The 22,104-nt window shown below is 40.0% G+C and carries 23 protein-coding genes and 1 pseudogene; 10 read left to right on the plus strand and 14 right to left on the minus strand.

The features are described 5' to 3' along the window. Window positions 1-322: 322 nt before the first annotated feature. The gene (locus L659_RS0117640) at window positions 323-1,189 is read right to left on the minus strand and encodes a LysR family transcriptional regulator (RefSeq protein ID WP_024591396.1); all 867 of its coding nucleotides are present in this window, start codon (window positions 1,187-1,189) and stop codon (window positions 323-325) included. A gap of 187 nt (window positions 1,190-1,376) precedes the next feature. On the opposite strand from L659_RS0117640, the gene L659_RS0117645 reads away from it, so the two are divergent. From L659_RS0117645 to L659_RS0117680, 7 genes and pseudogenes are all read left to right on the plus strand, one after another. Beyond that, the gene (locus tag L659_RS0117645) at window positions 1,377-1,703 is read left to right on the plus strand and encodes a DMT family transporter (RefSeq protein WP_024591397.1); all 327 of its coding nucleotides are present in this window, start codon (window positions 1,377-1,379) and stop codon (window positions 1,701-1,703) included. 209 nt (window positions 1,704-1,912) lie between these two features. Next, the gene (locus L659_RS0117650; RefSeq protein ID WP_024591398.1) at window positions 1,913-3,043 is read left to right on the plus strand and encodes an S-(hydroxymethyl)glutathione dehydrogenase/class III alcohol dehydrogenase; all 1,131 of its coding nucleotides are present in this window, start codon (window positions 1,913-1,915) and stop codon (window positions 3,041-3,043) included. A gap of 86 nt (window positions 3,044-3,129) precedes the next feature. Continuing rightward, window positions 3,130-3,969, plus strand: a complete 840-nt coding sequence (gene fghA, locus L659_RS0117655) for an S-formylglutathione hydrolase (RefSeq protein ID WP_024591399.1) — start codon at window positions 3,130-3,132, stop codon at window positions 3,967-3,969. A 77-nt stretch (window positions 3,970-4,046) separates the two neighbouring features. Continuing rightward, window positions 4,047-5,642, plus strand: coding sequence for a glutamate--cysteine ligase (gene gshA / locus L659_RS0117660; RefSeq protein ID WP_024591400.1), 1,596 nt, complete (start codon window positions 4,047-4,049; stop codon window positions 5,640-5,642). Between the two features lie 140 nt (window positions 5,643-5,782). Beyond that, on the plus strand, window positions 5,783-6,709 hold the full coding sequence (locus L659_RS0117670) for a bestrophin family protein (protein WP_024591401.1): 927 nt from the start codon (window positions 5,783-5,785) through the stop codon (window positions 6,707-6,709). A gap of 41 nt (window positions 6,710-6,750) precedes the next feature. Further along, entirely contained in the window at window positions 6,751-7,275 is a 525-nt protein-coding gene (locus L659_RS0117675) for a YqhA family protein (RefSeq protein WP_024591402.1), read from the plus strand. Between the two features lie 160 nt (window positions 7,276-7,435). Beyond that, window positions 7,436-7,696: pseudogene (locus tag L659_RS0117680) on the plus strand (DEAD/DEAH box helicase family protein); the annotation flags it as partial. A 293-nt stretch (window positions 7,697-7,989) separates the two neighbouring features. Here L659_RS0117680 and L659_RS0117685 read toward each other — a convergent pair. Both L659_RS0117685 and L659_RS0117690 read right to left on the minus strand, forming a co-directional pair. Then, window positions 7,990-8,610: a class I SAM-dependent methyltransferase gene (locus L659_RS0117685; protein ID WP_024591404.1), complete on the minus strand. Its 621-nt coding sequence runs from the start codon at window positions 8,608-8,610 to the stop codon at window positions 7,990-7,992. 26 nt (window positions 8,611-8,636) lie between these two features. After that, window positions 8,637-9,254 carry a hypothetical protein gene (locus L659_RS0117690; RefSeq protein ID WP_024591405.1) on the minus strand — a complete coding sequence of 206 codons (618 nt, stop codon included), beginning with the start codon at window positions 9,252-9,254 and terminating at the stop codon, window positions 8,637-8,639. A gap of 180 nt (window positions 9,255-9,434) precedes the next feature. Between L659_RS0117690 and L659_RS0117695 the strand changes: the two genes are divergently transcribed. Then, a complete protein-coding gene (locus L659_RS0117695; RefSeq protein ID WP_024591406.1) occupies window positions 9,435-10,259 on the plus strand; it encodes a helix-turn-helix domain-containing protein in 825 nt (274 codons plus the stop codon). 466 nt (window positions 10,260-10,725) lie between these two features. Here the strand turns inward: L659_RS0117695 and tnpC are convergent, their stop codons facing one another. From tnpC to L659_RS0117710, 3 genes are all read right to left on the minus strand, one after another. Next, entirely contained in the window at window positions 10,726-12,207 is a 1,482-nt protein-coding gene (gene tnpC / locus L659_RS0117700) for an IS66 family transposase (protein ID WP_002963282.1), read from the minus strand. Window positions 12,208-12,287: 80 nt separating this feature from the next. Next, complete coding sequence (gene tnpB, locus L659_RS0117705) at window positions 12,288-12,638, minus strand: IS66 family insertion sequence element accessory protein TnpB (protein WP_024591407.1); 351 nt, start codon at window positions 12,636-12,638, stop codon at window positions 12,288-12,290. Next, complete coding sequence (locus L659_RS0117710) at window positions 12,635-12,976, minus strand: hypothetical protein (protein WP_024591408.1); 342 nt, start codon at window positions 12,974-12,976, stop codon at window positions 12,635-12,637. Before L659_RS0117710 ends, tnpB begins: the two co-directional genes overlap by 4 nt. 215 nt (window positions 12,977-13,191) lie before the next feature. Here L659_RS0117710 and L659_RS0117715 point away from each other — a divergent pair, with 215 nt between their 5' ends. Both L659_RS0117715 and L659_RS0117720 read left to right on the plus strand, forming a co-directional pair. Continuing rightward, a complete protein-coding gene (locus tag L659_RS0117715; protein ID WP_196812475.1) occupies window positions 13,192-14,013 on the plus strand; it encodes a DUF5677 domain-containing protein in 822 nt (273 codons plus the stop codon). Window positions 14,014-14,118: 105 nt separating this feature from the next. Further along, a complete protein-coding gene (locus tag L659_RS0117720; protein ID WP_155945828.1) occupies window positions 14,119-15,087 on the plus strand; it encodes a hypothetical protein in 969 nt (322 codons plus the stop codon). Window positions 15,088-15,611: 524 nt separating this feature from the next. Here the strand turns inward: L659_RS0117720 and L659_RS0117725 are convergent. The 8 genes from L659_RS0117725 to L659_RS0117760 all read right to left on the minus strand — a co-directional run bounded on the left by L659_RS0117725 (window position 15,612) and on the right by L659_RS0117760 (window position 22,079). Further along, window positions 15,612-16,343, minus strand: a complete 732-nt coding sequence (locus tag L659_RS0117725) for a MauE/DoxX family redox-associated membrane protein (protein WP_024591411.1) — start codon at window positions 16,341-16,343, stop codon at window positions 15,612-15,614. A 24-nt stretch (window positions 16,344-16,367) separates the two neighbouring features. Beyond that, window positions 16,368-16,880, minus strand: coding sequence for a DUF305 domain-containing protein (locus tag L659_RS0117730; RefSeq protein WP_010388415.1), 513 nt, complete (start codon window positions 16,878-16,880; stop codon window positions 16,368-16,370). Between the two features lie 133 nt (window positions 16,881-17,013). Beyond that, entirely contained in the window at window positions 17,014-17,532 is a 519-nt protein-coding gene (locus tag L659_RS0117735; protein WP_024591412.1) for a DUF411 domain-containing protein, read from the minus strand. A 10-nt stretch (window positions 17,533-17,542) separates the two neighbouring features. Further along, window positions 17,543-18,031, minus strand: coding sequence for a YybH family protein (locus tag L659_RS0117740; protein ID WP_024591413.1), 489 nt, complete (start codon window positions 18,029-18,031; stop codon window positions 17,543-17,545). A gap of 23 nt (window positions 18,032-18,054) precedes the next feature. Beyond that, on the minus strand, window positions 18,055-18,963 hold the full coding sequence (locus L659_RS0117745) for a copper resistance D family protein (protein ID WP_024591414.1): 909 nt from the start codon (window positions 18,961-18,963) through the stop codon (window positions 18,055-18,057). A gap of 11 nt (window positions 18,964-18,974) precedes the next feature. Beyond that, window positions 18,975-19,382, minus strand: a complete 408-nt coding sequence (locus tag L659_RS0117750) for a copper resistance CopC family protein (RefSeq protein WP_024591415.1) — start codon at window positions 19,380-19,382, stop codon at window positions 18,975-18,977. Window positions 19,383-19,404: 22 nt separating this feature from the next. After that, complete coding sequence (locus L659_RS0117755; RefSeq protein WP_024589685.1) at window positions 19,405-20,268, minus strand: copper resistance protein B; 864 nt, start codon at window positions 20,266-20,268, stop codon at window positions 19,405-19,407. Beyond that, window positions 20,265-22,079, minus strand: a complete 1,815-nt coding sequence (locus L659_RS0117760) for a copper resistance system multicopper oxidase (protein ID WP_024589686.1) — start codon at window positions 22,077-22,079, stop codon at window positions 20,265-20,267. Before L659_RS0117760 ends, L659_RS0117755 begins: the two co-directional genes overlap by 4 nt. Between the last annotated feature and the right edge of the window lie 25 nt (window positions 22,080-22,104).

Consider the following 22,104-nt stretch of genomic DNA (forward strand, 5'->3'; position numbering starts at 1 on the left):
TAGGTTAAGTCACCTGCTGCTCGACGAGCATCAGCCGAGGCATACAAGTAACTCGGTTAAGCTAAGTTACCGCTCCCCCTGTAGGTTTTTAACAAATAAAAAATCAAGCAAGCTGAGATATATGCTTCTGTTGCTTATTGTGATGTTGACGCTTTTAATGGTTGATGATTATATTTATGGTATTAGCTATTTATAGTAATAGCCTAGCGTTAAATCGTTTTGAAAATTTACCTGTCCTTACCTTATCGCACAGATTCTAGGTGATATTGAAGTGTGAAGCTGACTTACTGAGCTAAAGGTGTAGGCACGACAGCTAATAATATCAGAGTAACTGCTTGGCCAAGTAATCTACCAATAGCCTTATTTTCGGTGATAAATGGCGATTCTGAGGATAGACCGCCCATATCCCTTCGTCAGGCACACGATAATTGTATAGCAATGTGGTAAGTTCACCGCTTTGCAGGTGGCGTTGAACATAGTAATCGGGTAATTGCACTATCCCCAAGCCTTTCAATGCAGCATCTACAAGAGCAAAGCCACTGTTGTAACGCAACTTTCCAGTTACGCGAATATTTCTTTCTCTGCCCGACTCTCTAAAGTGCCAATAATCAAGGGTTCCCAAAAGACAACTGTGTTTATTAAGTTCGGTCAAAGAATGAGGTATGCCATGCTTTTCTAGGTAAGCTGGTGATGCGCATACATAGTTTGTCCTCTTCCCTAGCTTTTTTGCCATCATCGAAGAGTCACTTAGCTTGCCAAGACGAATAGCCAAATCATATCCTTCTTCAACTAAGTCAACTTGCTGATTACTTAAGTATGCAAAAACTTCAACATCGTCATATTGCTTCATAAAATTGTTCATTAGAGGCAAAATCTGTTGCTCACCATAGGTCACAGGAGCTGTCAGCCTAATTTTCCCTTGAGGCTTCGATTGTAAGTTGGTGATGGCTCGTTCAGCAGCGTCTAGCCCATCGAGAACACTGCGACAATGCTGATAAAAAACACGCCCTTCTTCGGTTAGTGATACTTTACGAGTGGTACGATAAAATAATTTTACATTCAATCGCTTTTCTAATGCACTTACCTGGCGACTAACCTGAGCTGTAGAGATAGCCATCTTTTTTGAAGCAAGCGTAAAGCTTTCATTTTCAGCAACGTATACAAATTCACTGATACCATCCCACTGCATGATTATTACCCCTGTGCACAAGTGATTTTACAAATCAGCATATTATCATCTTTTTAGAAAAGAATATAATACCCACCATAAACAAAAAGGTGCTGAGTCTTAACAAAGCCGTAAGTAATTCCATCCAGGTAAAGCGAAAGTGTTATTTCTGTAACAACAGCTTGCATAAAAATTATAGGAAACAAATATGAGTTGGTTATTTCTTTTTTTAGGTGTCGCAGCAGAAGCAATGTCTCATGTGGCATTAAAAGAAACTGATGGTTTCACCAAGCCGCTACCAAGTGTTTTAGTCTTGTTAGGACACTTGGCTGCATTCATGTTTATAGGCCAAGCAATGAAGGGCATGCCTGTTGGTATCGTTCACGCGTTATGGGCAGGTTTAGCGATTATCACCGTGACTTTATTATCTACCATTATTTACCGTCAGCATCTAGACTTAACAACATGGCTTGGGATGGCATTAGTCGCTATTGGCATTGCAATGATTAACCTTTCTCAAAGTCATAGTCATTAAGAGTATCAAATTTCTTTTTCCGCAAGTTATTAAGCGTGTAAAGATACATTTAGGTAGCATCGCTGCCTTATTATTACTCATAGGTAAAAGTTAATTGCGTGATAAGCATATTATCACCATTAAATAAAAAGAGTACACTGGCTTCATAGTGGAAGTTAGCGTTTGTGCGAAACTATTAAAATATCAACAATTGAAAAGTGAGAATAAATATGTCGGATAAATTTATTAAATCTAAAGCCGCCATTGCTTGGGGGCCTAAGCAACCATTATCTATCGAAGAAGTCGATGTAATGTTGCCGCGCAAAGGCGAAGTGTTAGTTAAAGTGATTGCCTCGGGCGTATGTCATACCGATGCTTTTACGTTATCAGGTGATGATCCAGAAGGTATTTTCCCGGTAATTTTAGGCCACGAAGGCGGTGGTATTGTTGAGCAAATTGGTGAAGGTGTTACCAGTGTTCAAGTGGGAGATCATGTTATTCCTTTATACACACCAGAGTGTGGCGAATGTAAATTTTGCTTATCGGGTAAAACCAACCTATGTCAAAAAATTCGTGAAACTCAGGGTAAAGGCTTAATGCCTGATGGTACTACACGCTTTTATAAAGATGGCCAGCCAATTTTCCATTATATGGGTTGTTCAACGTTCTCTGAATACACAGTATTACCTGAAATTTCGTTAGCGAAAGTCAACAAAGATGCTCCACTTGAAGAAGTTTGTTTGCTCGGTTGTGGTGTAACTACCGGCATGGGCGCGGTAATGAATACCGCGAAAGTTGAAGAGGGCTCAACCGTAGCTATCTTTGGTCTTGGCGGCATTGGTTTATCAGCGGTGATTGGCGCAACGATGGCAAAAGCAGGTCGTATTATTGCTATTGATATTAACGAAAGTAAATTTGAGTTAGCGAGAAAGTTAGGCGCTACAGATTGTATTAACCCGAAAGATTATGACAAGCCTATTCAAGACGTGATTGTTGAATTAACAGATGGTGGCGTTGATTACTCGTTTGAGTGTGTCGGTAACGTGAACCTGATGCGCTCTGCATTAGAATGCTGTCATAAAGGTTGGGGCGAATCAGTAGTGATTGGTGTTGCCGGTGCAGGTCAAGAAATTTCCACCCGTCCGTTCCAACTTGTAACTGGGCGTGTATGGAAAGGTTCTGCATTTGGCGGTGTTAAAGGTCGTACTGAGTTACCTGATTACGTAGAACGTTATTTAGCTGGTGAATTTAAATTAAGTGACTTTATTACGCATACCATGGCACTCGATGACATTAATGAATCGTTTGATTTGATGCACAAAGGTGAAAGTATCCGCACAGTGATCCATTTCGATAAATAAACGTCATTTAGTTAAGTAAGATGAGTTTAGTTAAGTAAGAGCAAGCCTTCTTAAGAGAGCTTGCTCTGTCATTTTGAGGTTCTACCATGATAATAGAGAATATCAGTATAAACAAAAGCTTTGGTGGCTGGCACAAGCAATACAACCATCAATCGAAAATATTAAATTGCGCGATGCGCTTTGCTATTTACTTGCCTCCGCAAGTTGCCAGTGGCGAAAAAGTACCGGTATTGTATTGGCTTTCGGGCTTGACATGTACTGATGAAAACTTTATGCAAAAAGCCGGTGCACAGCGTATGGCTGCCGAATTAGGTATCGCGATTGTGGCGCCAGATACTAGCCCTCGTGGTGAAGGTGTTGCCAATGATGATGGTTATGACTTAGGTCAAGGGGCCGGCTTTTATGTCAATGCAACCCAAGCACCTTGGAATCGCCATTTCCAGATGTACGATTACGTAGTTAATGAGTTACCCACCATTATTGAAGCTGCATTTCCGGTATCAAATAAACGTGCTATTAGTGGCCATTCAATGGGCGGACACGGCGCATTAACTATTGCCATGTTAAACCCAGAACGTTATAGCTCAATGTCGGCGTTTAGCCCGATTTGTAATCCTGTAAAAGCGCCTTGGGGCAAAAAAGCTTTTACTGCTTATTTGGGCAAAGACAAAGCAACGTGGCGCAACCATGATGCGAGTGAATTAATGCGCAAAGCAACGCAGTTTATTCCCGCTAAAGTTGACCAAGGTGGCGCGGATGACTTCCTTAGCGAGCAGCTAAAGCCTGAAGCATTAGAAGCCGCAGCAAAAGTTAATGGTTACCCGTTAGCGTTGGCTGTTCACGAAGGTTATGATCACAGTTACTACTTTATCTCATCATTTATTGAAGAACATTTACGGTTTCATGCGCAGCACTTAAGTAAATAGCGCTAGATCCAACTGTATTAGAACCAACTGTATTAGATTCAACTGTCTAGATTGATTTATTTTAAAGGAAAGCCTTCTTGTCCGATTTATTACAAACTCGTTTGCAACACCTCAAATCACCTAATGGCTTAGCACTTTTAAGCCAGGTTCAACGGGGAATTGAAAAAGAAGGCCTAAGAGTTACACCAAAAGCTTTGATAGCACAAACCGGCCACCCGGAGGCTCTTGGGTCCACATTAACGCACAAGAGTATTACGACAGATTACTCGGAAGCGTTGCTGGAATTTATCACGCCTGTGTGTCAGCAAGTTGATGACACTATCGACTACTTGAGTGATTTGCATCATTTTACCTTGCGCCACATGCCGGATGAATACCTTTGGCCTGCCAGTATGCCCTGTCGCCTAGAGGGAGAAGCGAGCATACCCCTTGCCCAATATGGCAGCGCTAATATCGGTCAAATGAAGCATGTTTACCGCCAAGGCTTATCGTATCGTTATGGCAGGACAATGCAAGCGATAGCGGGCATACATTATAACTTTTCAATGCCTGATAACTTTTGGCCTTATTGCCAGCAAGTTTGGGGTGAACAAGGTGATGTACAAGCGTTTAAATCGCAGCGCTATTTTGACTTGATCCGTAATTTTCGTCGTCATTCGTGGTTATTAGTCTATTTATTTGGCGCCTCGCCGACTTTGGACAATAGCTTTATGGGCGATAAAAAGACCGATAAGTTAGACACATTCAGCAACAACACCCTTGGCTTACCGTTTGCCACTTCGCTTCGAATGAGTGACTTAGGCTACCAAAGCGAAGCGCAAGCAAATTTAAATGTTAGCTATAACAATTTAGATAATTATGTCGACGATGTTACCAAAGCAATTGCTCAGGGTTACCCTGCTTATGAAAAAATTGGCATTAATGTTGACGGCAGCTATCGTCAACTTAATAGCAATGTGCTGCAAATTGAAAATGAATATTACAGCGAAATTCGCCCTAAGCGCGTAACACAGTCAGGCGAACAACCGATAGTGGCACTTAAAGAACGGGGCGTTGAATACATTGAAGTCCGTATTCTTGATACTAATCCATTTTTGCCAGTGGGTATTGATGCGCAACAGATCCGCTTTCTCGATGTGTTTTTGTTGTATTGCCTTTTGTCTGAAAGTGCAGCATTGAGCGTTACGGAATCGGATGAAATTAAAGCGAACCAGCAGCGTGTTGTTCGTGAAGGGCGAAATCCTAAATTAATGCTGACGAAAAACGGCCAACCTGTTGCATTTAAAAAGGCCGCGAACGGGTTATTGACACAGTTGCAGCCAATAGCGGATTTACTCGATAAAGCCCATGAGGGGCAATCTACTGATGCGATAAACGATAAAAGCCAAACGCACAGCCAAGCCCTAATTGAGCAAATAGCTAAGGTCGGAAATAGCGAATTAACACCGTCAGCTATGATGATGGCCGCGGGTGAAAATGGTGATGAATTTATCGACTTAATGCTAGCACAAGCCAAGCTACATCAAACTTATTTCAGTGAACGTGGTTTATCTAGCGCAATGGAAGCACAGTTGCAGCGAGAGACGATTGAGTCCATACAACAGCAGAAATTACTTGAAGCGAGTGATGTTATTTCATTCGAGCAATTTCTTGCTCAGCAAAATGCTAGATAAATGCTTAAACTGATAACTAAGATTGGTATGCCGTGTTCGTTAAAAATACTGTTCTACTAATGGGGTGTTCGCTTAGTAAGCGCACAGACGCTTGATCTCTCCCTAATAAAGCTAAATCTAATGTTAAACCGGAGGCAGTCATGATTGTTCGAGATAAACCTAATGCGTTTAAACTGTTGTTTATTTTACGTGGCTCCGTTGTGCCACTTATATTTGGGAAAATCGCCTTTTTTACCCTGTTAGGTGCTGCGGTTGCTGCTGCGCAATACTACTATCCGGTTATATTTCCGACTTTTACCTTATCGCCATTAGCGCTATTAGGTGTGGCCTTATCGTTATTTCTGGGTTTTAGAAACAATGCTAGCTATGAGCGTTGGTGGGAAGCACGCAAGCAATGGGGCCAATTGGTTATCGACGCGCGCAGCTTATCCCGCCAGGTGACGTCATATGTAGATGAAAGTGCCAAAGGTGGTGCTGAATTACAGCAACGGATGATTTATCTGACGATCGCGTTTAGCCATGCCTTAAGACATCACTTACGACAATCAGATCCGTGGAGTGATATTGAAAAATATCTTAATCCTGAGGATATAGCCGCGCTGCGTAAATCACAGAATTTACCTGACGCACTGCTGCGCTTAATGGGAAAAAAACTCGGTACTTGTCGTCATAAAAACCTATTATCTGACTTTTTAATCCAAACTATCGACGATAATATTACTTCAATGGCTACCGTGCAAGCGGGCTGTGAGCGCATTCAAAGTACGCCGCTACCGTTTGCTTATATGCTACTGGTGCAACGTACCGCCTACCTCTATTGTTTAATATTGCCGTTTGGTATTGTTGGCTCAATAGGGCTGATCACCCCGTTGTTTTGCGCCATAATCACCTATACATTTTTTGGTTTAGATGCGTTAAGCGAAGAGTTAGAAGAACCCTTTGGTCTTTCCGCTAACGACTTACCGTTAAGTTCGATATCCCGAGGTATTGAAATTAATTTGTTAGAGATTTTAGGTGTAACAGAGTTACCAGCACCTATTCAACCTATAAAGCACCGACTTATTTAACTGATTGTTTAACTGATAAATAACTATTTAAGGAATTTAAAATGAAAGAAACATTTAATATATTTCGATTTATTAGCTGGATAGCCATTATCTGTTCGCTATTAGGGTCAGTTTTATTATTTATCGTTGGGGCTATGAAGACTTATTCAGCCTATACTACTGTATTGTTTAGTGAAATAGCCAGTGAGAGTTTATCTCACCTTGACACTTCAGAGGTCGCAACGACTTATTTGATTAAAGCATTAGATACTTTTCTTATTGCGCTTGTATTGTTTATTTTCGCTCATGGCGTATTCACTTTATTTATTTGTGATAAGAAACTTGCAAAGAAAAGCTCTGTTCTCAAATGGATAAGCACACCAAACATTGGTCGTCTAAAGAGTATATTGGGTGAAGTCATTGTTATTATCTTGTTTGTGAAGTTTCTTGAAATTATTTTGGTTAACTTAAATAACCTTAAGTGGGAAATACTAATACTCCCCATCTCTATTCTTTTGCTTGCTCTAAGTTTAAAGCTTCTAAGTTTAGGGCGTGAAGAAAAAAAAGATGAAATTGATAGTGATTAAACATATACACATGGGTGTTTCTTAACCAATTAGTGATTAGATGAAAAAATTCAGGGTGAAATTGTCATAAAATTATAGTGTTAGGATTATAGGAAATAGGATTTGTTGGTAGATTTAACTATAAAAAATTCAGTTTTATCTTAATAATAAGGGCTAGCACATGACAAAAAACACATTTATTTTACATTCAAACTATGCACCTTCTGGTGACCAACCAGAAGCCATAGCAAAACTTATTGCGGGTATAAATAACGGTGTGACCCACCAGACCTTAAAAGGTGTTACTGGCTCTGGTAAAACGTTTACTATGGCAAATGTAATTCATCGCTTAAAACGCCCAACCTTAATCTTGGCACACAATAAAACCTTGGCAGCTCAGTTATACAGTGAGATGAATGTAGAAGATCCAAGTAGTTCAATTAATGCCATTAGCTCCATACTTATCAATATTTCTGGCCCAGCGTGTAGGTCGGATAAGCGAAGCGCCATCCGGCACAGTAAAATACCTTGCCAATTATTATTATCAGCATTTTATGTTATCGAATAGCTTGAAAGTGCCAGAAGCCGACGGTCAGATAAACTCGTTTTTGGACAATTCCGTGTTACGACGTGATAGAAAGCCTTCTATTTCAGATAACTTTTTCTATTCCAAATCACGCGAGTCGCCTACAAATAGCTGACAAATCTCATTAACCCACTACAGAACAATCACTACTATGACTGAAATACTTTGCGTGCGAGAATAGCAAGAGAATCTCCATCTTCGAACTCGCTAAAAACCTTTGATTCAACAACGTTAAACTCCTGCCCCATTGCTTCTTTCATCTTGGCTAAACTTCTCGGATGAAACAATAGACCATGAGTTGTCTCAGGTGCTTGAATTTTTTGCCAGACTAGATGGAAAACGAAACCTCCAGGTAAAAGCAGCTCAGCTTGACGGCGGAAAGATTGGCGCAATTCAGTATCACTTAAATGATGCATTACTTTATTGGAATATACTGCATTATACCTAGCTTCTGTTTCAATTTTTACAGCGTCAAGTATTAAGCTAAGTACATCGGGTAGCCGTTTATTGAGCGTATTCACGAAAGCTGGTGAATAATCAGAGCCTGTAACTCGAAATTTCTGAGCGAGAATTTCAAGATCATTACCAGGCCCCGAGCCTAACTCTAAAACAGAATCCTCAGGAGAAAGGACTTTTGAGAGCATATGCAATTGCTCAGCAGCATTAAATCCGTCACACATTTCAGTATATGCCTTCGCATTGTTAACCTCGTGATAATAATTCATGTAGACCCCGTTGTTTAATTCGTTGTTTAATTCGTTGTAACTCATGTGATTTCCTGAAATTGCCTGTATTACTAACTTACTCTTTTAAACAAATATGCAAATGGTGATTTTGTGTATGGGATCGCACGACCAGATGCTAATATATTTTCTCGTGTCATGATTTCAGGCCTCTTGGGCTTCATATAGTCCTTAAGATTTTCGTCGTTGACCTCATACTTTCCATTGTCTCTTAGAACGACAGCAATCAACTTAAATCTTGGGTCTAAAGCCGCTAAAGCTGCATCTCCGTGGCTAGCGTTAACAAGTAAGATTCCACCTATTCTTAAAAGCTCTCCGCACGGTTCTGAAATAAAGCCTGCATAAAGAGATATTAGTAAATCGAATTCAACTTCGTTTAACTCCAGTGAGCGATAATCACTATGAATAAACTGTATATTTGGGTCTGAGTTCCCATTGTGCTCAAAAACTATCTGTTTAACAGTGCATTCATCAGCAAAAAAATTTGAAGCACGTTTATCAAGATCCACATATGTGACTTCGTTAAAAACGAATGATGGTGAAATGTCCACATAACTACCAGGATAGAGTACTTTTCGAGGAGTCATATAAGCACCGATCGCCTTAAACAGCTCCCAGCGATCACCTTTGTGTTTATCTTGCTTCTCCCACAAAGCTAAAGTCTTAGTCATTATTTCTTTCCTCTAGTTGTGCAAGCCAAAAATATTATGACCTGACTCTCTTTTTATTGTTTGCGCTACTTGGATTGTGTGTGGTTAATATATACAAAGACGCTGCGTTGTTTGAGTGCACAGATTGAGATATTATCGGCTGATATTAAGATTTTGTAAAAGAACTGTAGGTTGTTATCCATGCTTCCAAAAACACCATTGCCACCCTGCTATGTAATCCACGAGCAAGGCGTAAACAGTGAAATCTCAACCGTGTCAGTAAATCCAGACTATGGCTTGCTCTTTACTACAAAAGGCTCATTTAAAATGGAGCAAAGCTACACTACTCAATCTGTTACTGGCAGCATTACGATTGTCCCTTACGGAGTGCCATATCGTTCTGTCGCGGGTTGTAATTTAGACTATTGGCTACTTGGTTTCTCTGCTGAAAGCTATGGTTTGAACGAAACGCAAGAGATAATGCGCCCCTTCGCAGAGGTTCGTTCAGGAGGTGCTCCTGTGGCTAATTTAAATGTTCCAGCTCAACAACGTATAACTTCTTGGTTTGAAGCCTTAAAACAAGAAACCAATTTTGAAACAACGATAAGTAATGATGTTCAACGGAGCCTGATTGTATTGATATTAACAGAAGTCGTTCGTGCGACGACTGTAATAGACAATAAGATCACAAAGTCGCCATTAGTCGGAAAGGCATTACACTATATTCAAAAATATAGCCTTACTCCTATATCCTTAAGTGACGTTGCGTCTGCTGTGGGTCGCACATCTCCCCATGTCGCATCAGTTGTAAAGTCAGAAACAGGTTTTACGGTTGGTATGTGGATCACTTCAGCGCGTCTAGCCAAAGCAGCGCAGCTTCTACAGTACTCAAATATGTCGGTTGAACAGATTACTACGAAAATTGGGTGGCAAGACACAACTCATTTCATCAGGCAGTTCAAAACATTCTATGGCACAACACCTTCAAAATGGCGTAATAAGCTAAGAAGCAAAAGTGAGCATTGAACATGAGTTGTATACTTCATTTAAATAACAAGGTGGTTCGCCTTCAATGACCTTGATTCTTCGTAACTTGTGTCGGGGCAGAAACGAGTTTGGATTTCCAAGCTTTCACTAGACACCGGCTTATAATCTTAAAGTACAAAACGGAAGTAGGCTTCCGATTTTAAGCCTGTATTGCCATATATCGGAAGTAAACTTCCGTTTCCAGGGCTTCAAAGGTAGTTATCGGAAATATACTTCTGTTTTTGATCGCGGTGTTAGCCTAGATAGCTATATGAGCTACTTTTCAGGGTCTTACTTGAGCGAATTGCAGACTCTCGATTTCTACCCTTATCGGTTTCTCAGTTACAAGTTTCTCTTAAAATCAGAAAAGCGAGCGATTGGGTCGTATTTGTCCCAAGATAAAATCACCATTTGATTGTAAAGCACAGTCATAGCAATTAGTTAGTGAGCGTCTAGCGAACTACACCTATGTTTTAAAATTCCAGGGTAACAAGCTGTCGATATCGGGCTCAGGCTGGCACAGTTCATCAAGGCAAGCACAGATGTAATTAAATGGGATTAGACCATTTATCTTGGCGGTTTCCACAATGCTGTAAAGGGTAGCACTAGCATGGGCACCGTTAGCCGTTTGGCTAAATAACCAATTCTTTCGGCCTATCACAAACGGTTTTACCGCGCGTTCTGCTCTATTATTATCGATGCTAAGTCGGCCATCATCAACATAGCGTATGAGCTTGTGCCATTGATTTGCCAGGTAATTAGCTGCCTCTATCAGTTTGCTGTTCCCCACTAAATTTGGCTGATCCTGCTCAAGCCATATTTTTAGCTTGCTAAGAATAGGCAGGCTAACCTCTTGTCTTGCCGTATATTTGTCATCCACACTTTTATCTTTGATGCGTGACTCAACGCCGTACAGTTTTTGGATAAGGCTCAACACCACATCCGCTTTGCCGGTTTTGTTTTTACCTTGTAGCTTTTTCGCGTCGATAAATTTACGACGAGCATGCGCCCAGCAGCCGATTAAGGTTGCCTCTGTTCTGGCATAGGCTTGATAGCCATCCACGTGCAAGTACCCTTGATATCCATCAAGATAATTGACCACGCAGGCGGCCGCGCGACTATTGTGGAAGTCGTAAAGTACGATATTAGGGATAGGATTATTCGGGTCTGGTGAATCTCGACCCGAGCAATACACCCACATGTAACTGTTTACTTTGTCCGATTTCACCACCTTTAATGGCGTTTCATCGGCAAATAGCGTGGGTTGCCTTAACAGCTCGGCTTTAAGCCGTTCAACTAATGGCGCGAAGAGTGTGGCTGATTTGTCTATCCAGCTGCTCATGGTCTGTCGACTGAGTTCAATACCGTATTGCTTAAACATCGCTTCCTGGCGATACAGCGGTAACCCGTATTGGTATTTACTGGTGATAAGCTGACTGAGCAAACTGCTGGTTGCAATGCCTTTGTTGATGGGCATGGCAGGCATTGAGGCTTGTTTAATCTGTGTCTGAGTTGAGGATTTATCACAGTGACGGCAGGCGTATTTAGGCCTAATATGCTCAATCACTTTGATTTTAGCGGGTATGAACTCAAGCTTTTCTGACTTATCTTCACCCATTTTATGTAGCTCACCGCCACAGCAATCACAGGTTTTGTCGATGATGTCGTGAATAACCTGCTCACGAGGTAAGTCTTTTGGCAGTGGCTTACGCACCGGCTTTTTACGGGTATAGCTAATGGATTGTTGCTCTGCCTCAACTTCCTCAACAATTTCTTCCACTTCATTGAATAACTCGCCTTGCCCGGCAAAGCCTTCAGCACTTTTGCCGAATTGTTTTTGTTGGGCCAAGCTCCAGCGCTCTTCCAATGCCGCAATCTGGGCATCCTTCTGCGCTAACAGTTTTTCAAGTTCAGCAATGCGCTGTTTAAGGGCAAGTTCATTTTTCATGACGCCTATTTTAAGGCATCATCAAAGGCTTTGCAGTGCTAACTGAACTCACTTTGATGATCATCAATCGATCGCAAATATTAAAGCATTTGCTTACCTGCGACATCAATTTTACTGTGTCCAATCACATCATAACCCGATAATAACCAGTGTAATTGCTGCTCGCTTAAGGTCATGGTGGGTGACATGAGTTTGGGCCATTTGAACTTATGCTTATCTAATCGCTTATACCACAGTGCAAAACCGGTGTTATCCCAGTAAAGCAGTTTGAGTTTGTCACGGCCTTTATTACAAAACACAAATAGCGCACCACTGAGCACGGGTAGTTCAAACTCTGCTTCCACCAACGCCGCCAGACCATTAATTGATTTTCGAAAATCAACGGCATCGGCACATAAATAGACGGTGGGTACATCAACGAACATCCTCATACCGTTAGCCCTTTAATAATGGCAACGATATCGGCCGTCGCTAAATCGATAGGAAACGTGAGTTGGCCGGTTAGCGTATCAAACTGCAGCGTATTTTGACGAGTTTGCGCGCAGACTTCAGTAGTTTGTTTTACCTGGACAAAACGTGATGATGTAAGGCACTGCGTGTGCACTGGCAAGGTGGAATTAGGCTGGTCTTTTGCCAGTAAAGCACGTTGTTTATAATAAGTCGTAATAGCGACATTATGGTGTTGGCAGAATTCAATATTAGTACCACTAAACGTACTGCGTTGCAGCAAAAGCTGCTGCCACTGTGCGCTTGTTCTGTAAGTTTTCATCACCTGCTCCGAATTTATCATTGAGCAGGTATTTTTAGATAATCAGAACATCGATGCTAGGTGTGGTTCGCTAGACGCTTACATTAGTTAGGAGAAATGGTAAAAGTATACTATGTATGAAAACGAGCCGATTTATGGTAGAAAAACGACCAAACCGCTCGTTGATTGAGATTGTTAAATTCTAAGGGAGTCGTACATTGCCAAGGTATAAAGATATGGAAACAGAAGAAGGCATGCTTTTATGGAAGGAGTGCTTTCATAAGCATATTGAACTACTTACTACATACGAAATATCAGTAAGAGAGTGCCAGAATGAAAGAGCGATCAAACTCTATCCTATTTTTGCATCAATAATTGAAGATTCTATATCTCTAGATATTTTGGCAAAAAATTCTAGACTAAATCAATGCTATATAATTTCAAGAGCTCTACTAGAAAGAGTAATTAATTTTTGCTACCTCCTTTATTCTCCTGAAGACGAGTACGAGTCATTCGTTGCTAACACCAAAAACAAGGCTGCTCGCGGTCTTTCTAGGAAAATAGAAATAGGGGGACAGAAAAAAGTAAGTATTGAATTTTCCGGCGGGGAATATGAGCTTCCGCAAGATTATAGGGACGCTGTAGAAAAATTTACTAGTGAAAATGGGCGAGAAATCCCAAGATGGACGAAATTGAAAATTGAAAAAAGAGCTGTTTTTTTGGATGAGAAATCTGGCAAGAATTTATTACTACATGTTTTGATGATATACGGTGATGCGTCAGAAGCATTGCATGGGACACTTTATGGGGCGCTCTTCCACCTTGGGACTTTTAGCCCAGGAAGTATACCAAAAGATCAAGAATCACTTAACCAACATAGAAACAACACTTTGTCATTTTTGTATTTTATGGGTAGTGCGGCCATCAGTGTTCTGCTGTTTTGTCTTAAAGAGAATAGAGTAGAATTATCAGAAGCTTACTCTAAAGCCGACTCCCTCTTCAAAGATGCAGCAGAGCAGTCTGGACTTGCACATGAGGCGCGTAAAACTAGAGTATAAATTTAACAAGCGCATGTTATCGGATTGGTTTTCCGTTGCACTCCAAACCAACCGCAAATACTGGCGTTGTTAAGCATTATGGCGTTTGCTAATAACGAGGTCTCAATGAATAGTGAAGAGTTTGCAGGTGAATACTTACTCAAGAAATTTAGATTAAAAGGCTCAGACATAGAACGTTATGAGGAGGAAGTAAAAAGTAGAAGAAGCAGCCGTTACCTTTCTCTTCGAGAAATGTCACAACTTGAGAGCTATCACACACCTGATTATGTAATCTCAGACGATGTAAATGTACTTCTTGAAGACATATTGTTTGTCGACGTTAGTGGTCCGAAAGGTGGTTTGTTAACTAAGACAGAAATTGAACTCGATAAAGAAATAGCTCGCATAGAGTCTAAAATGTCATTCGGGCAAACTCGCTCTGTAGAGTTAACTAAGCAAGTGAAGCCGTTGATTCAGGGTGTCAAAAGCAAATTAATAAAAATCAACAAGAAGTATGGTTGTAATAGGGACTATAAAGGTTCTATCTCACCAAACAATGGGATCGTTTACTGTATGGAAGAGGAACGTGTGCCTGAACATCACAAGAATACAAAGCATAATCTTGGAGCTTTTCAGTTATCGATAACTACACTAGAGTTGCTGGATTTATTATCCAGTGGAAAATGTCAGTTTAATGATATTGAGCAACTTGGGCTTAATCGTCCTGTTGTCTTTGAGTTCAATGAACTGTACAAAAACATCTGTTTTATAGCTTTTGTTGGCAGAGAAACTTTAGAAAATCAGTCATACATATTTGTTAATAGTGAGTTTTTACGTTGTTCTAACAATATAATGGCTCGAGCAATCAAAAAGATGCCTTATGTAAATGGCAATGGTTTCCGAAGTACGAGATGTCCAAAATCAAAGCTGTTAATTGACATCAATCTTTCTGAAATTACCGAAGAATATCCATATGTTTTTCCGTATGGAAATATAAATTATAAGGGTAATGTAATGCCCGGCGCAGATGTGCCTCTAGAAGAGGTTGATCTGTCAAAGATCCATCAACAATTCAACTATGGCTTCTCAAAATAATGCTTAATAAACAATTTAAGAGTGACTCACGGTTTGTATTTTTTAGGTGTTGAGTGCCATTGTCTGGTGTTTGAAACCTTCACTTGGGGTTATGACGCCCGCTTTGCACTCAGCTTTTCTGCATCTCAAACGCGTTTCTGTCCAAAAACGAGTTTATCTGACCGTCTGCTTCTCGCTCTAAGCGGACTAGAAAAAATTTCACAAAATTTATTAATTAAATTTATTAATTAAATTTATTAATTAAATTTATAAATTCTTAAACACTAGGATGATTAAAAATTTATTGCCAAAAGAATCCTGGAATCAAATTTAGATTAGATCTATTTAATAAAGTTAGAGGGCTAGTGCTTTTTTAAATCATGCAATTAATAAAAAACTTTAGTCTCGTTGTAACTTCAAGATACCTTAGAGAAGCCAGAGCAAATTGATGGAGTTTTAAGTTCAGGCAGAACCAGACTCAAATACTGAGTCTGGTTCGTGCTATAAATAAGCTCGTCATCATATTTTTAAATTAAAGCTGTTATTTACCTAACAAACATCCAAATACCGGCAGCTATCATAAATAAGTTTTCTGTTAGGGAGATAAACCCTAGTGGTACGTTACTGTCACCGCCTACACACGCACATTTTAACTCTCGTTTATCTATATAGACTGCTTTTATCACTGAAACAGCACCAACCCCACCTATGAATAATGAAATAGGGGCAATAATATAGGCTGGTAATCCGGCTATCATTCCAATGCCAACAAATGCTTCTAAAAATGGGTAAACATAAGCGTACCTGACTACTTTCATAGCGACTAAGTCATAGGTTATAAATGAATTAGTAAAGCTAAATAAATCTTGAAGCTTTTGTATTGCTAACACTGCCATTGTTAGGGCTACAAACAGTTCAGCGGTTTGCATTGATAATAAGCTATTAGCCGATGCAAAACTAAATGCCACACTAAGCAAAAAACTAACCGAAAAAATCGCAATCACGGGCGTGTAAGTTGTACCTTCTTGGGCTGCTTGTGGCTTATTAAAGTAATTACGTAAATCGTCGTAGCCACCTATACGTTTATTATCAATAAATGTTTGAGGTGTAGTTTCTACACTGTGTTGTTTTTTAAATTCATCTGTTTGCTCTCGAGAAGTTAAAAGCTGATCATCAACTGTATATCCCTCTCGCTCTAGTAGGTCTTTTGATTTTAAACCAAACGGACAAATATGCTCATCTGTTGCCATTCTAAAAAGTTGGGCTGATTTACTCATGCTTTACTCCTTATGTTATGCGGTTTATTTATTTGAATTGAAATCTGGAACAGCTCTTAATTGTGCTTGAGCATTGGTTTGTGCAATGCCGTTTTGCTCTATATCTTTTAGGAGCCATTGCATTTCTTTTATTTCTCGCTCTTGGGCTTCAATTATATTTGTAGCTAGCTTTTGAACGCGTTTATCTTTGATTTTTGCCCTGTCACTGGTGAGTATGGCAATTGAATGATGTGGGATCATCGCCGACATCCATGAGCTATCATCAACAGTCACTTGTGAGCGAACTAAAAATAAACTTCCTGCAAATACGGCAACACTAGCAATGAGTACTGTTATATTTTTCTTTTTATCTTTATACATATTGAGCATGAAAAGTAGCATTATCACTGCCATCGTGGCTCCCATATAAAGCGCCATATAAGTACGAGTTTCACTAAAATAAACATGACTAAGTTGGTAGGTGTTCAAATACATCAATACAAACATGGTTATTGTGGATGTTGCTATCATTAAAAAAAATTTTGAATAGTGTGACATTGTATTGCTCCTTAAAAGTTTTGTATTTTGTTTTTACATGTGAGTAATTTTTACACTATCAAGCTCACAAATCAGTGTTTCCTGTTGTGTAAAATGGGTATTTAACAATTAAATCAAAAAATATGCCGTTAGGCTAAAATTGCTCGCTGGATTTACTTATGTATCTGTAGGTTTCTTCATTTGAGTTGTCAGTGAGTAGTTCAATATTATATTTGTGAAATATACCCTCCATTTCCATTCCGGGAGTGCCAATAGGCATGGCTGGTACACTTAAGCCTGTAATGTGCGGAGCGTGTTGCCCAGATAAAAACTGTTTTATATGTTTAGCGGGAACATGACCTTCAAATACAAATCCATCGGCTGACACGGCTGTATGGCATGAGCGCATATTAGGTTTTATTTGATACTGAGATTTAATCGACCCCATGTCATTAACGTTAATTGCTTTTGTTTGAATATTGTTTTCACTCAAATGAGCAATCCACTTATTACAACATCCACAATTTTTACTTTTATAAACGGTAAGCTCAATTTCAGGTTTTTCTGAATTTTCATAGATTATTGATGTTTTATGCTGTTTTTCGATACTCATTGCCGAAAATGACATAGTTAATGATAAAAAAAACGCTGAGGTAATGTAGATTACTCGCATTGTTAACTCCTTAATTAGACCAGTGAATATGAGTGATTTTCCAACCTTTATCGGTGTTTTTTAATGTGATTGATTCCATTCCCGTAGACTTAATATCTTTCCCTTTATACTTTCCTTGAGTTTTACTTCTTGAAATTGAGTAAGCTATGTCTCCATTTGTGTGAACTTGATGCTCTAGCAGTTCACTATCAACTGCACTTAAGAATTTCATATCCGCTATCATATGATGGTTCGCGTATTCATCTGCAGAACGCTCAACAATTCCGCCTTCAAAAATGACGACATCGTCGGCCAGTAATTTACGGGCACCTTTGGCATCGCCTTGTTTTAGGGATGCATGAAATAAGCTAACTGCCTTTGCAGCTTCGCTATCAACATTGACAAAAGCCCAGCCTTTTTTTGAATGTTCTTCATCGCTATGTGCACTAACAGCAAAAGAACTAACAGCGCTAAAAATTAGTAGCAATAAAATTTTTAAGTCAGAGGATTTAATTAACATACGTTTTCCTTTTTTATTAATCGTTAAACAGGCGGACCAACAAGTGTGGTAAATACACTTGTTGTAATAAGCACAAACAGGGCAATTACTATTTCAACAGTAATCGAGCGTTTTAATATACTTATATGGTGTTGTTGAGTGATTTGCGGGACTAAAAAAAGCTTATGCCATGCACCTAGTAACAGCATCGCGCTGACGAGTAACAGCTTTAATAAAATTAGTTGCCCATAATTTGATGTAAACAATGCATAAAATGACTCTAAGTACTGCAGGAGCAAAGTTAAGCCCGAAATAAGTAGTACAAATATGATAACGATAGCGAGTTGACCAAAGTAATGCATTAACCGCTTTACTTCACTGGTAGGTAGTAAAGTGCAGCTTTTGTAAAGCGGCCACAATGACCCTAACCAGCTCGCAATGGCAATAAGGTGAAAGGTTAAAATACTTTTCACTAACCCATTTTCATTTGCACTGTGCCCAGTAAAAGTGAAGCTATAAGCGATAAACCCAAGCATGATTAGTATAACGGCACCGTTTTTATAACCTGCTACGTTATCATCTGATTCCACATTCCACATACATGCGCTAATTAGAGCAATAATAAGCGCTGGTATTCTAAACGTTGCTTGGTCACCTATGACTGATTGCCAAACAATTTCAAGCATAAAGGGGTCAAACATTCCCATAAAGCCTGATTCAGCCATTGCTCCAGCTTCTATTGGTACTTGTAAAAGTGCAGCAATACTACCTGTAACTACACACGTAATTTGCCAACGTTTTAAGAACTGATAAAAGCTAATTAAGTGATGCCCTGCAACATTACTGTTGCCACACATAAAGCGCATTAATAAAGTGCCCGCAAGCCCTGCAATTGCGATATAGCTTGCTAGTTTTAATAATAGTAAGAGTACTGACCATTCACTTAATTGCATTATGTTGCTACTTAATGATTATGTTTGCTGTGGGTATTAGATTGTTCTTGCATCATCTTATGCGATTCACTTTTGTGTACCATAAATCTAAACGTGTCGGTCATTTTATGTCCATCACCACCGAGTGCTGTCCATTTAACCGTGTAAGTGCCTTGGGCTAGGCTCGGTAATGACCAACTAAAGTCTGTGCTTGGGGTGGAGCTGGGTTTGAAATCAAAGTTTATTGATTTATTTTTTTCATCTTTGATGATGACTTTTGCTAGCCTTACTTCACCACCAAAAGTTAACGAAAGTTGCTCTGGGCTTTGCATTAACATGGCTTCTTGCGTAGGTGTTGATTGCTTGAGTGATATATGCGCTGATGCGGAAAATGTAAGCACTAAACCTAAAATAACTACTGCAGAATTAAATAACTTCATAATTACCTCTTATTTAAAATGATTAAAACCAAAATTTAATACCCGCAACAAATGCGGTGTTATTGCTACTTTGTCCACTTGATGTGGCATAGTCGGCGGTACTGCCAAATTTATTGCTCCATTCAACGCCAATATAGGGCGCAAACTGGCGTGTAAACTCATAACGAACCCTAAAGCCAATCGCGCTGCTTGATAGGCCACTTCCAAGTTCGTTTTGTTTATCGTTTTTGCCATAAAGTGTAATTTCGGCTCGCGGTTGTATAATTAGCTTTTGCGTGAGTAGTAGTTCGTACTCTGCCTCTAACGTAAATGCGGTATTGCCTCGCTCACCTACGTACGCTGTCATATCAAGTTCAAACCAATAAGGGGCTAAACCTTGTAAGCCAAAAGCCAACCATTGCCGATTTTCACCTTCTTTATTGTAATCAAGACGAACACCTGCTTGAGTATCCCAATATGCTGATACGGCGTGACCCCATAAAATATCGGTTTGGTTTTCCTCAAGGCTTCCTTCGCTGAAATCCCCCTCAGTTTTAACTACCAATCGATCAAAGGTAGTGCCGTACCATGCTTGTAAGTCAAATACACCTGCATTTGCTTGCTCGTTATATTCAAGACGATCGCCTAGTAATGCGTAAAATGGATGCTCATCAGCGAGTGTTAATCGCTCATTGCCCTCAAGCGCATATGGGCCTTCTGTTAAAGTTGTTCCCGCAGAGTAAGCATGAGGGTCTCTTGCATCTTTAGGTGCACTTCCTCCTTGTGGTTGCATCTTAGCGCTATTCATTTGTGCCATTTCACTTTGCGCTAATAAAGGGAAACTAATTAATGAAGCCCCAGTTAACATTAATAAACCGAATGATTTAGATAGTTTTAATTGTTTCATGATACGACTACCTCTCTAAACATACCGGCATCCATATGGAATAATAAATGGCAATGCCAAGCCCAGCGACCTACATCGTGAGGGGTGGTTAAAAAGCTGATTCTTTGTGCGGGTTGAACAGGAATCGTATGACGTCGCACTTGCACATCACCTTGCTCGTTTTCTAAATCACTCCACATACCATGCAAATGCATAGGGTGTGTCATCATGGTATCGTTTTGTAAAATAACTCTTAAACGTTGATTATGCTTCATATGCACTGGCGTGCTTTTACCAAATTCTAAGCCATCAAATGACCAGCTATAACGCTCCATGTTGCCGGTTAAATGCAGCTCAATTTCAGCTTCTGGCTCTTGCTGGTTAGTGATCCCTTCAAGTGAGTGTAAATCTGCAAGTGTTAAAACACGGCGACCATTTTTACGTAAACCAATACCAGGATCATCAAGATTTGTTCTAGGCATATCAACGCGCATATCAACTGAAGCTCCATACTCCGTTTTTGCATGACGCACTTTAGAGCTGGCAACCGCCAATGGGTTTTCAGACATACCATGTTTGCTATGATCCATCGCCATTGCACCGTGGCCCATTGCGCTATGATCCATTTTTTTAGAGTTCATGCCTGACATACCAGCCATTGCAGAATGCTCACCGCCGTGGGTCATATTGCCCATCATATCGGTCATCGTTAACCACTCAACAGGATCCAGAGCAGGTATTGGCGCATCAATATTAGGTGCCGTTGATAAAGTTCCTTTTGCGTAACCTGAGCGGTCCATGCTTTGAGCAAAAATCGTATACGCATCATTTTTTGGCTCAACAATCACGTCATAGGTTTCACCAGGGCCGAATCTAAATTCATCAACTGTCACTGGTTCAACGTTTTGCCCATCTGCTTGTACAACCGTCAGTTTTAGCTCGGGGATACGCACGTCAAAAAAGCTATTACTAGAGCCATTAATAAACCTTAACCTAAGCTTTTCACCGACTTTAAATAATCCACGCCAGTTTGCCATTGGAGTACTACCGTTCATTAAAAAAGTCATTGCTGATGCAGATAAATCAGCTAAGTCTGTAGGGTTCATTCGCATCTGATTCCACATTTTTCGGCGCTGTAGAGCATTTGAAATACTGCTGCTTGAAACGTCATCGAAAAACTCTGGAACAGTAGGTTGATTGAAGTTAAATACATCACTCTGTACTTTTAATTTACGGAACAGCGCCATAGGGTCATCATCAGTCCAATCAGATAATTGAATAACATGTTCGTTATCTGCACTAATAATATCGTTTTCTCGCGGTTCAATAATTAATGCACCGTACATGCCTGTCATTTCTTGAAAACCACTGTGGGAGTGATACCAATATGTACCGCTTTGCTGTAGCTTAAATTTATAAATAAAGGTTTCGCCCGGCATAATGCCTTTAAAACTGATACCTGGCACGCCATCCATCTGATAAGGTAGAATGATGCCATGCCAATGGATAGAGCTCGGTACTGATAAGTTATTTGTTACTCTTATAGTAACATCATCACCTTCTTTTAAGCGCAAGGTTGGAGCGGGTATAGAACCATTAATTGTTGTCGCCATACGTACTACGCCGGTAAAGTTAACCGGCGATTCATCTATGACCAGATCTATGACTTCGCCGCTTAATTCGGGCACAGTGCCTGTTAGTGTTCCTGCTACTAAAGATGATGCAGCATGTAACACGCTCGGAAAAGCAGCAAGTACACCACCTGCAATTATGCCTTGAACAAATCGTCTTCGTGGTGTGCTAACCTGTTGTGATGACTTTTTAAACCCCATTTCCTTACTCCTTCATAGCAGAATA

The organism is Pseudoalteromonas sp. S8-8, assembly GCF_000497875.1.
In the GTDB taxonomy this organism is placed as follows: domain Bacteria; phylum Pseudomonadota; class Gammaproteobacteria; order Enterobacterales; family Alteromonadaceae; genus Pseudoalteromonas; species Pseudoalteromonas arctica.

What these genes read in the sequence shown, in the direction of transcription:
- L659_RS0117640 (WP_024591396.1), bottom strand. Translation starts at nt 1,189, where the DNA reads ATGCAGTGGGATGGTATCAGTGAATTTGTATACGTTGCTGAAAATGAA.
- L659_RS0117720 (WP_155945828.1), top strand. Translation starts at nt 14,119, where the DNA reads ATGAATAGTGAAGAGTTTGCAGGTGAATACTTACTCAAGAAATTTAGA.
- L659_RS0117675 (WP_024591402.1), top strand. Translation starts at nt 6,751, where the DNA reads ATGAAAGAAACATTTAATATATTTCGATTTATTAGCTGGATAGCCATT.
- L659_RS0117745 (WP_024591414.1), bottom strand. Translation starts at nt 18,963, where the DNA reads ATGCAATTAAGTGAATGGTCAGTACTCTTACTATTATTAAAACTAGCA.
- L659_RS0117760 (WP_024589686.1), bottom strand. Translation starts at nt 22,079, where the DNA reads ATGGGGTTTAAAAAGTCATCACAACAGGTTAGCACACCACGAAGACGA.
- tnpC (WP_002963282.1), bottom strand. Translation starts at nt 12,207, where the DNA reads ATGAAAAATGAACTTGCCCTTAAACAGCGCATTGCTGAACTTGAAAAA.
- L659_RS0117670 (WP_024591401.1), top strand. Translation starts at nt 5,783, where the DNA reads ATGATTGTTCGAGATAAACCTAATGCGTTTAAACTGTTGTTTATTTTA.
- L659_RS0117695 (WP_024591406.1), top strand. Translation starts at nt 9,435, where the DNA reads ATGCTTCCAAAAACACCATTGCCACCCTGCTATGTAATCCACGAGCAA.
- L659_RS0117735 (WP_024591412.1), bottom strand. Translation starts at nt 17,532, where the DNA reads ATGCGAGTAATCTACATTACCTCAGCGTTTTTTTTATCATTAACTATG.
- L659_RS0117650 (WP_024591398.1), top strand. Translation starts at nt 1,913, where the DNA reads ATGTCGGATAAATTTATTAAATCTAAAGCCGCCATTGCTTGGGGGCCT.
- L659_RS0117645 (WP_024591397.1), top strand. Translation starts at nt 1,377, where the DNA reads ATGAGTTGGTTATTTCTTTTTTTAGGTGTCGCAGCAGAAGCAATGTCT.
- L659_RS0117710 (WP_024591408.1), bottom strand. Translation starts at nt 12,976, where the DNA reads ATGAAAACTTACAGAACAAGCGCACAGTGGCAGCAGCTTTTGCTGCAA.
- L659_RS0117690 (WP_024591405.1), bottom strand. Translation starts at nt 9,254, where the DNA reads ATGACTAAGACTTTAGCTTTGTGGGAGAAGCAAGATAAACACAAAGGT.
- L659_RS0117740 (WP_024591413.1), bottom strand. Translation starts at nt 18,031, where the DNA reads ATGTTAATTAAATCCTCTGACTTAAAAATTTTATTGCTACTAATTTTT.
- L659_RS0117755 (WP_024589685.1), bottom strand. Translation starts at nt 20,268, where the DNA reads ATGAAACAATTAAAACTATCTAAATCATTCGGTTTATTAATGTTAACT.
- L659_RS0117715 (WP_196812475.1), top strand. Translation starts at nt 13,192, where the DNA reads ATGGAAACAGAAGAAGGCATGCTTTTATGGAAGGAGTGCTTTCATAAG.
- L659_RS0117750 (WP_024591415.1), bottom strand. Translation starts at nt 19,382, where the DNA reads ATGAAGTTATTTAATTCTGCAGTAGTTATTTTAGGTTTAGTGCTTACA.
- L659_RS0117730 (WP_010388415.1), bottom strand. Translation starts at nt 16,880, where the DNA reads ATGTCACACTATTCAAAATTTTTTTTAATGATAGCAACATCCACAATA.
- L659_RS0117685 (WP_024591404.1), bottom strand. Translation starts at nt 8,610, where the DNA reads ATGAGTTACAACGAATTAAACAACGAATTAAACAACGGGGTCTACATG.
- tnpB (WP_024591407.1), bottom strand. Translation starts at nt 12,638, where the DNA reads ATGAGGATGTTCGTTGATGTACCCACCGTCTATTTATGTGCCGATGCC.
- L659_RS0117725 (WP_024591411.1), bottom strand. Translation starts at nt 16,343, where the DNA reads ATGAGTAAATCAGCCCAACTTTTTAGAATGGCAACAGATGAGCATATT.
- fghA (WP_024591399.1), top strand. Translation starts at nt 3,130, where the DNA reads ATGATAATAGAGAATATCAGTATAAACAAAAGCTTTGGTGGCTGGCAC.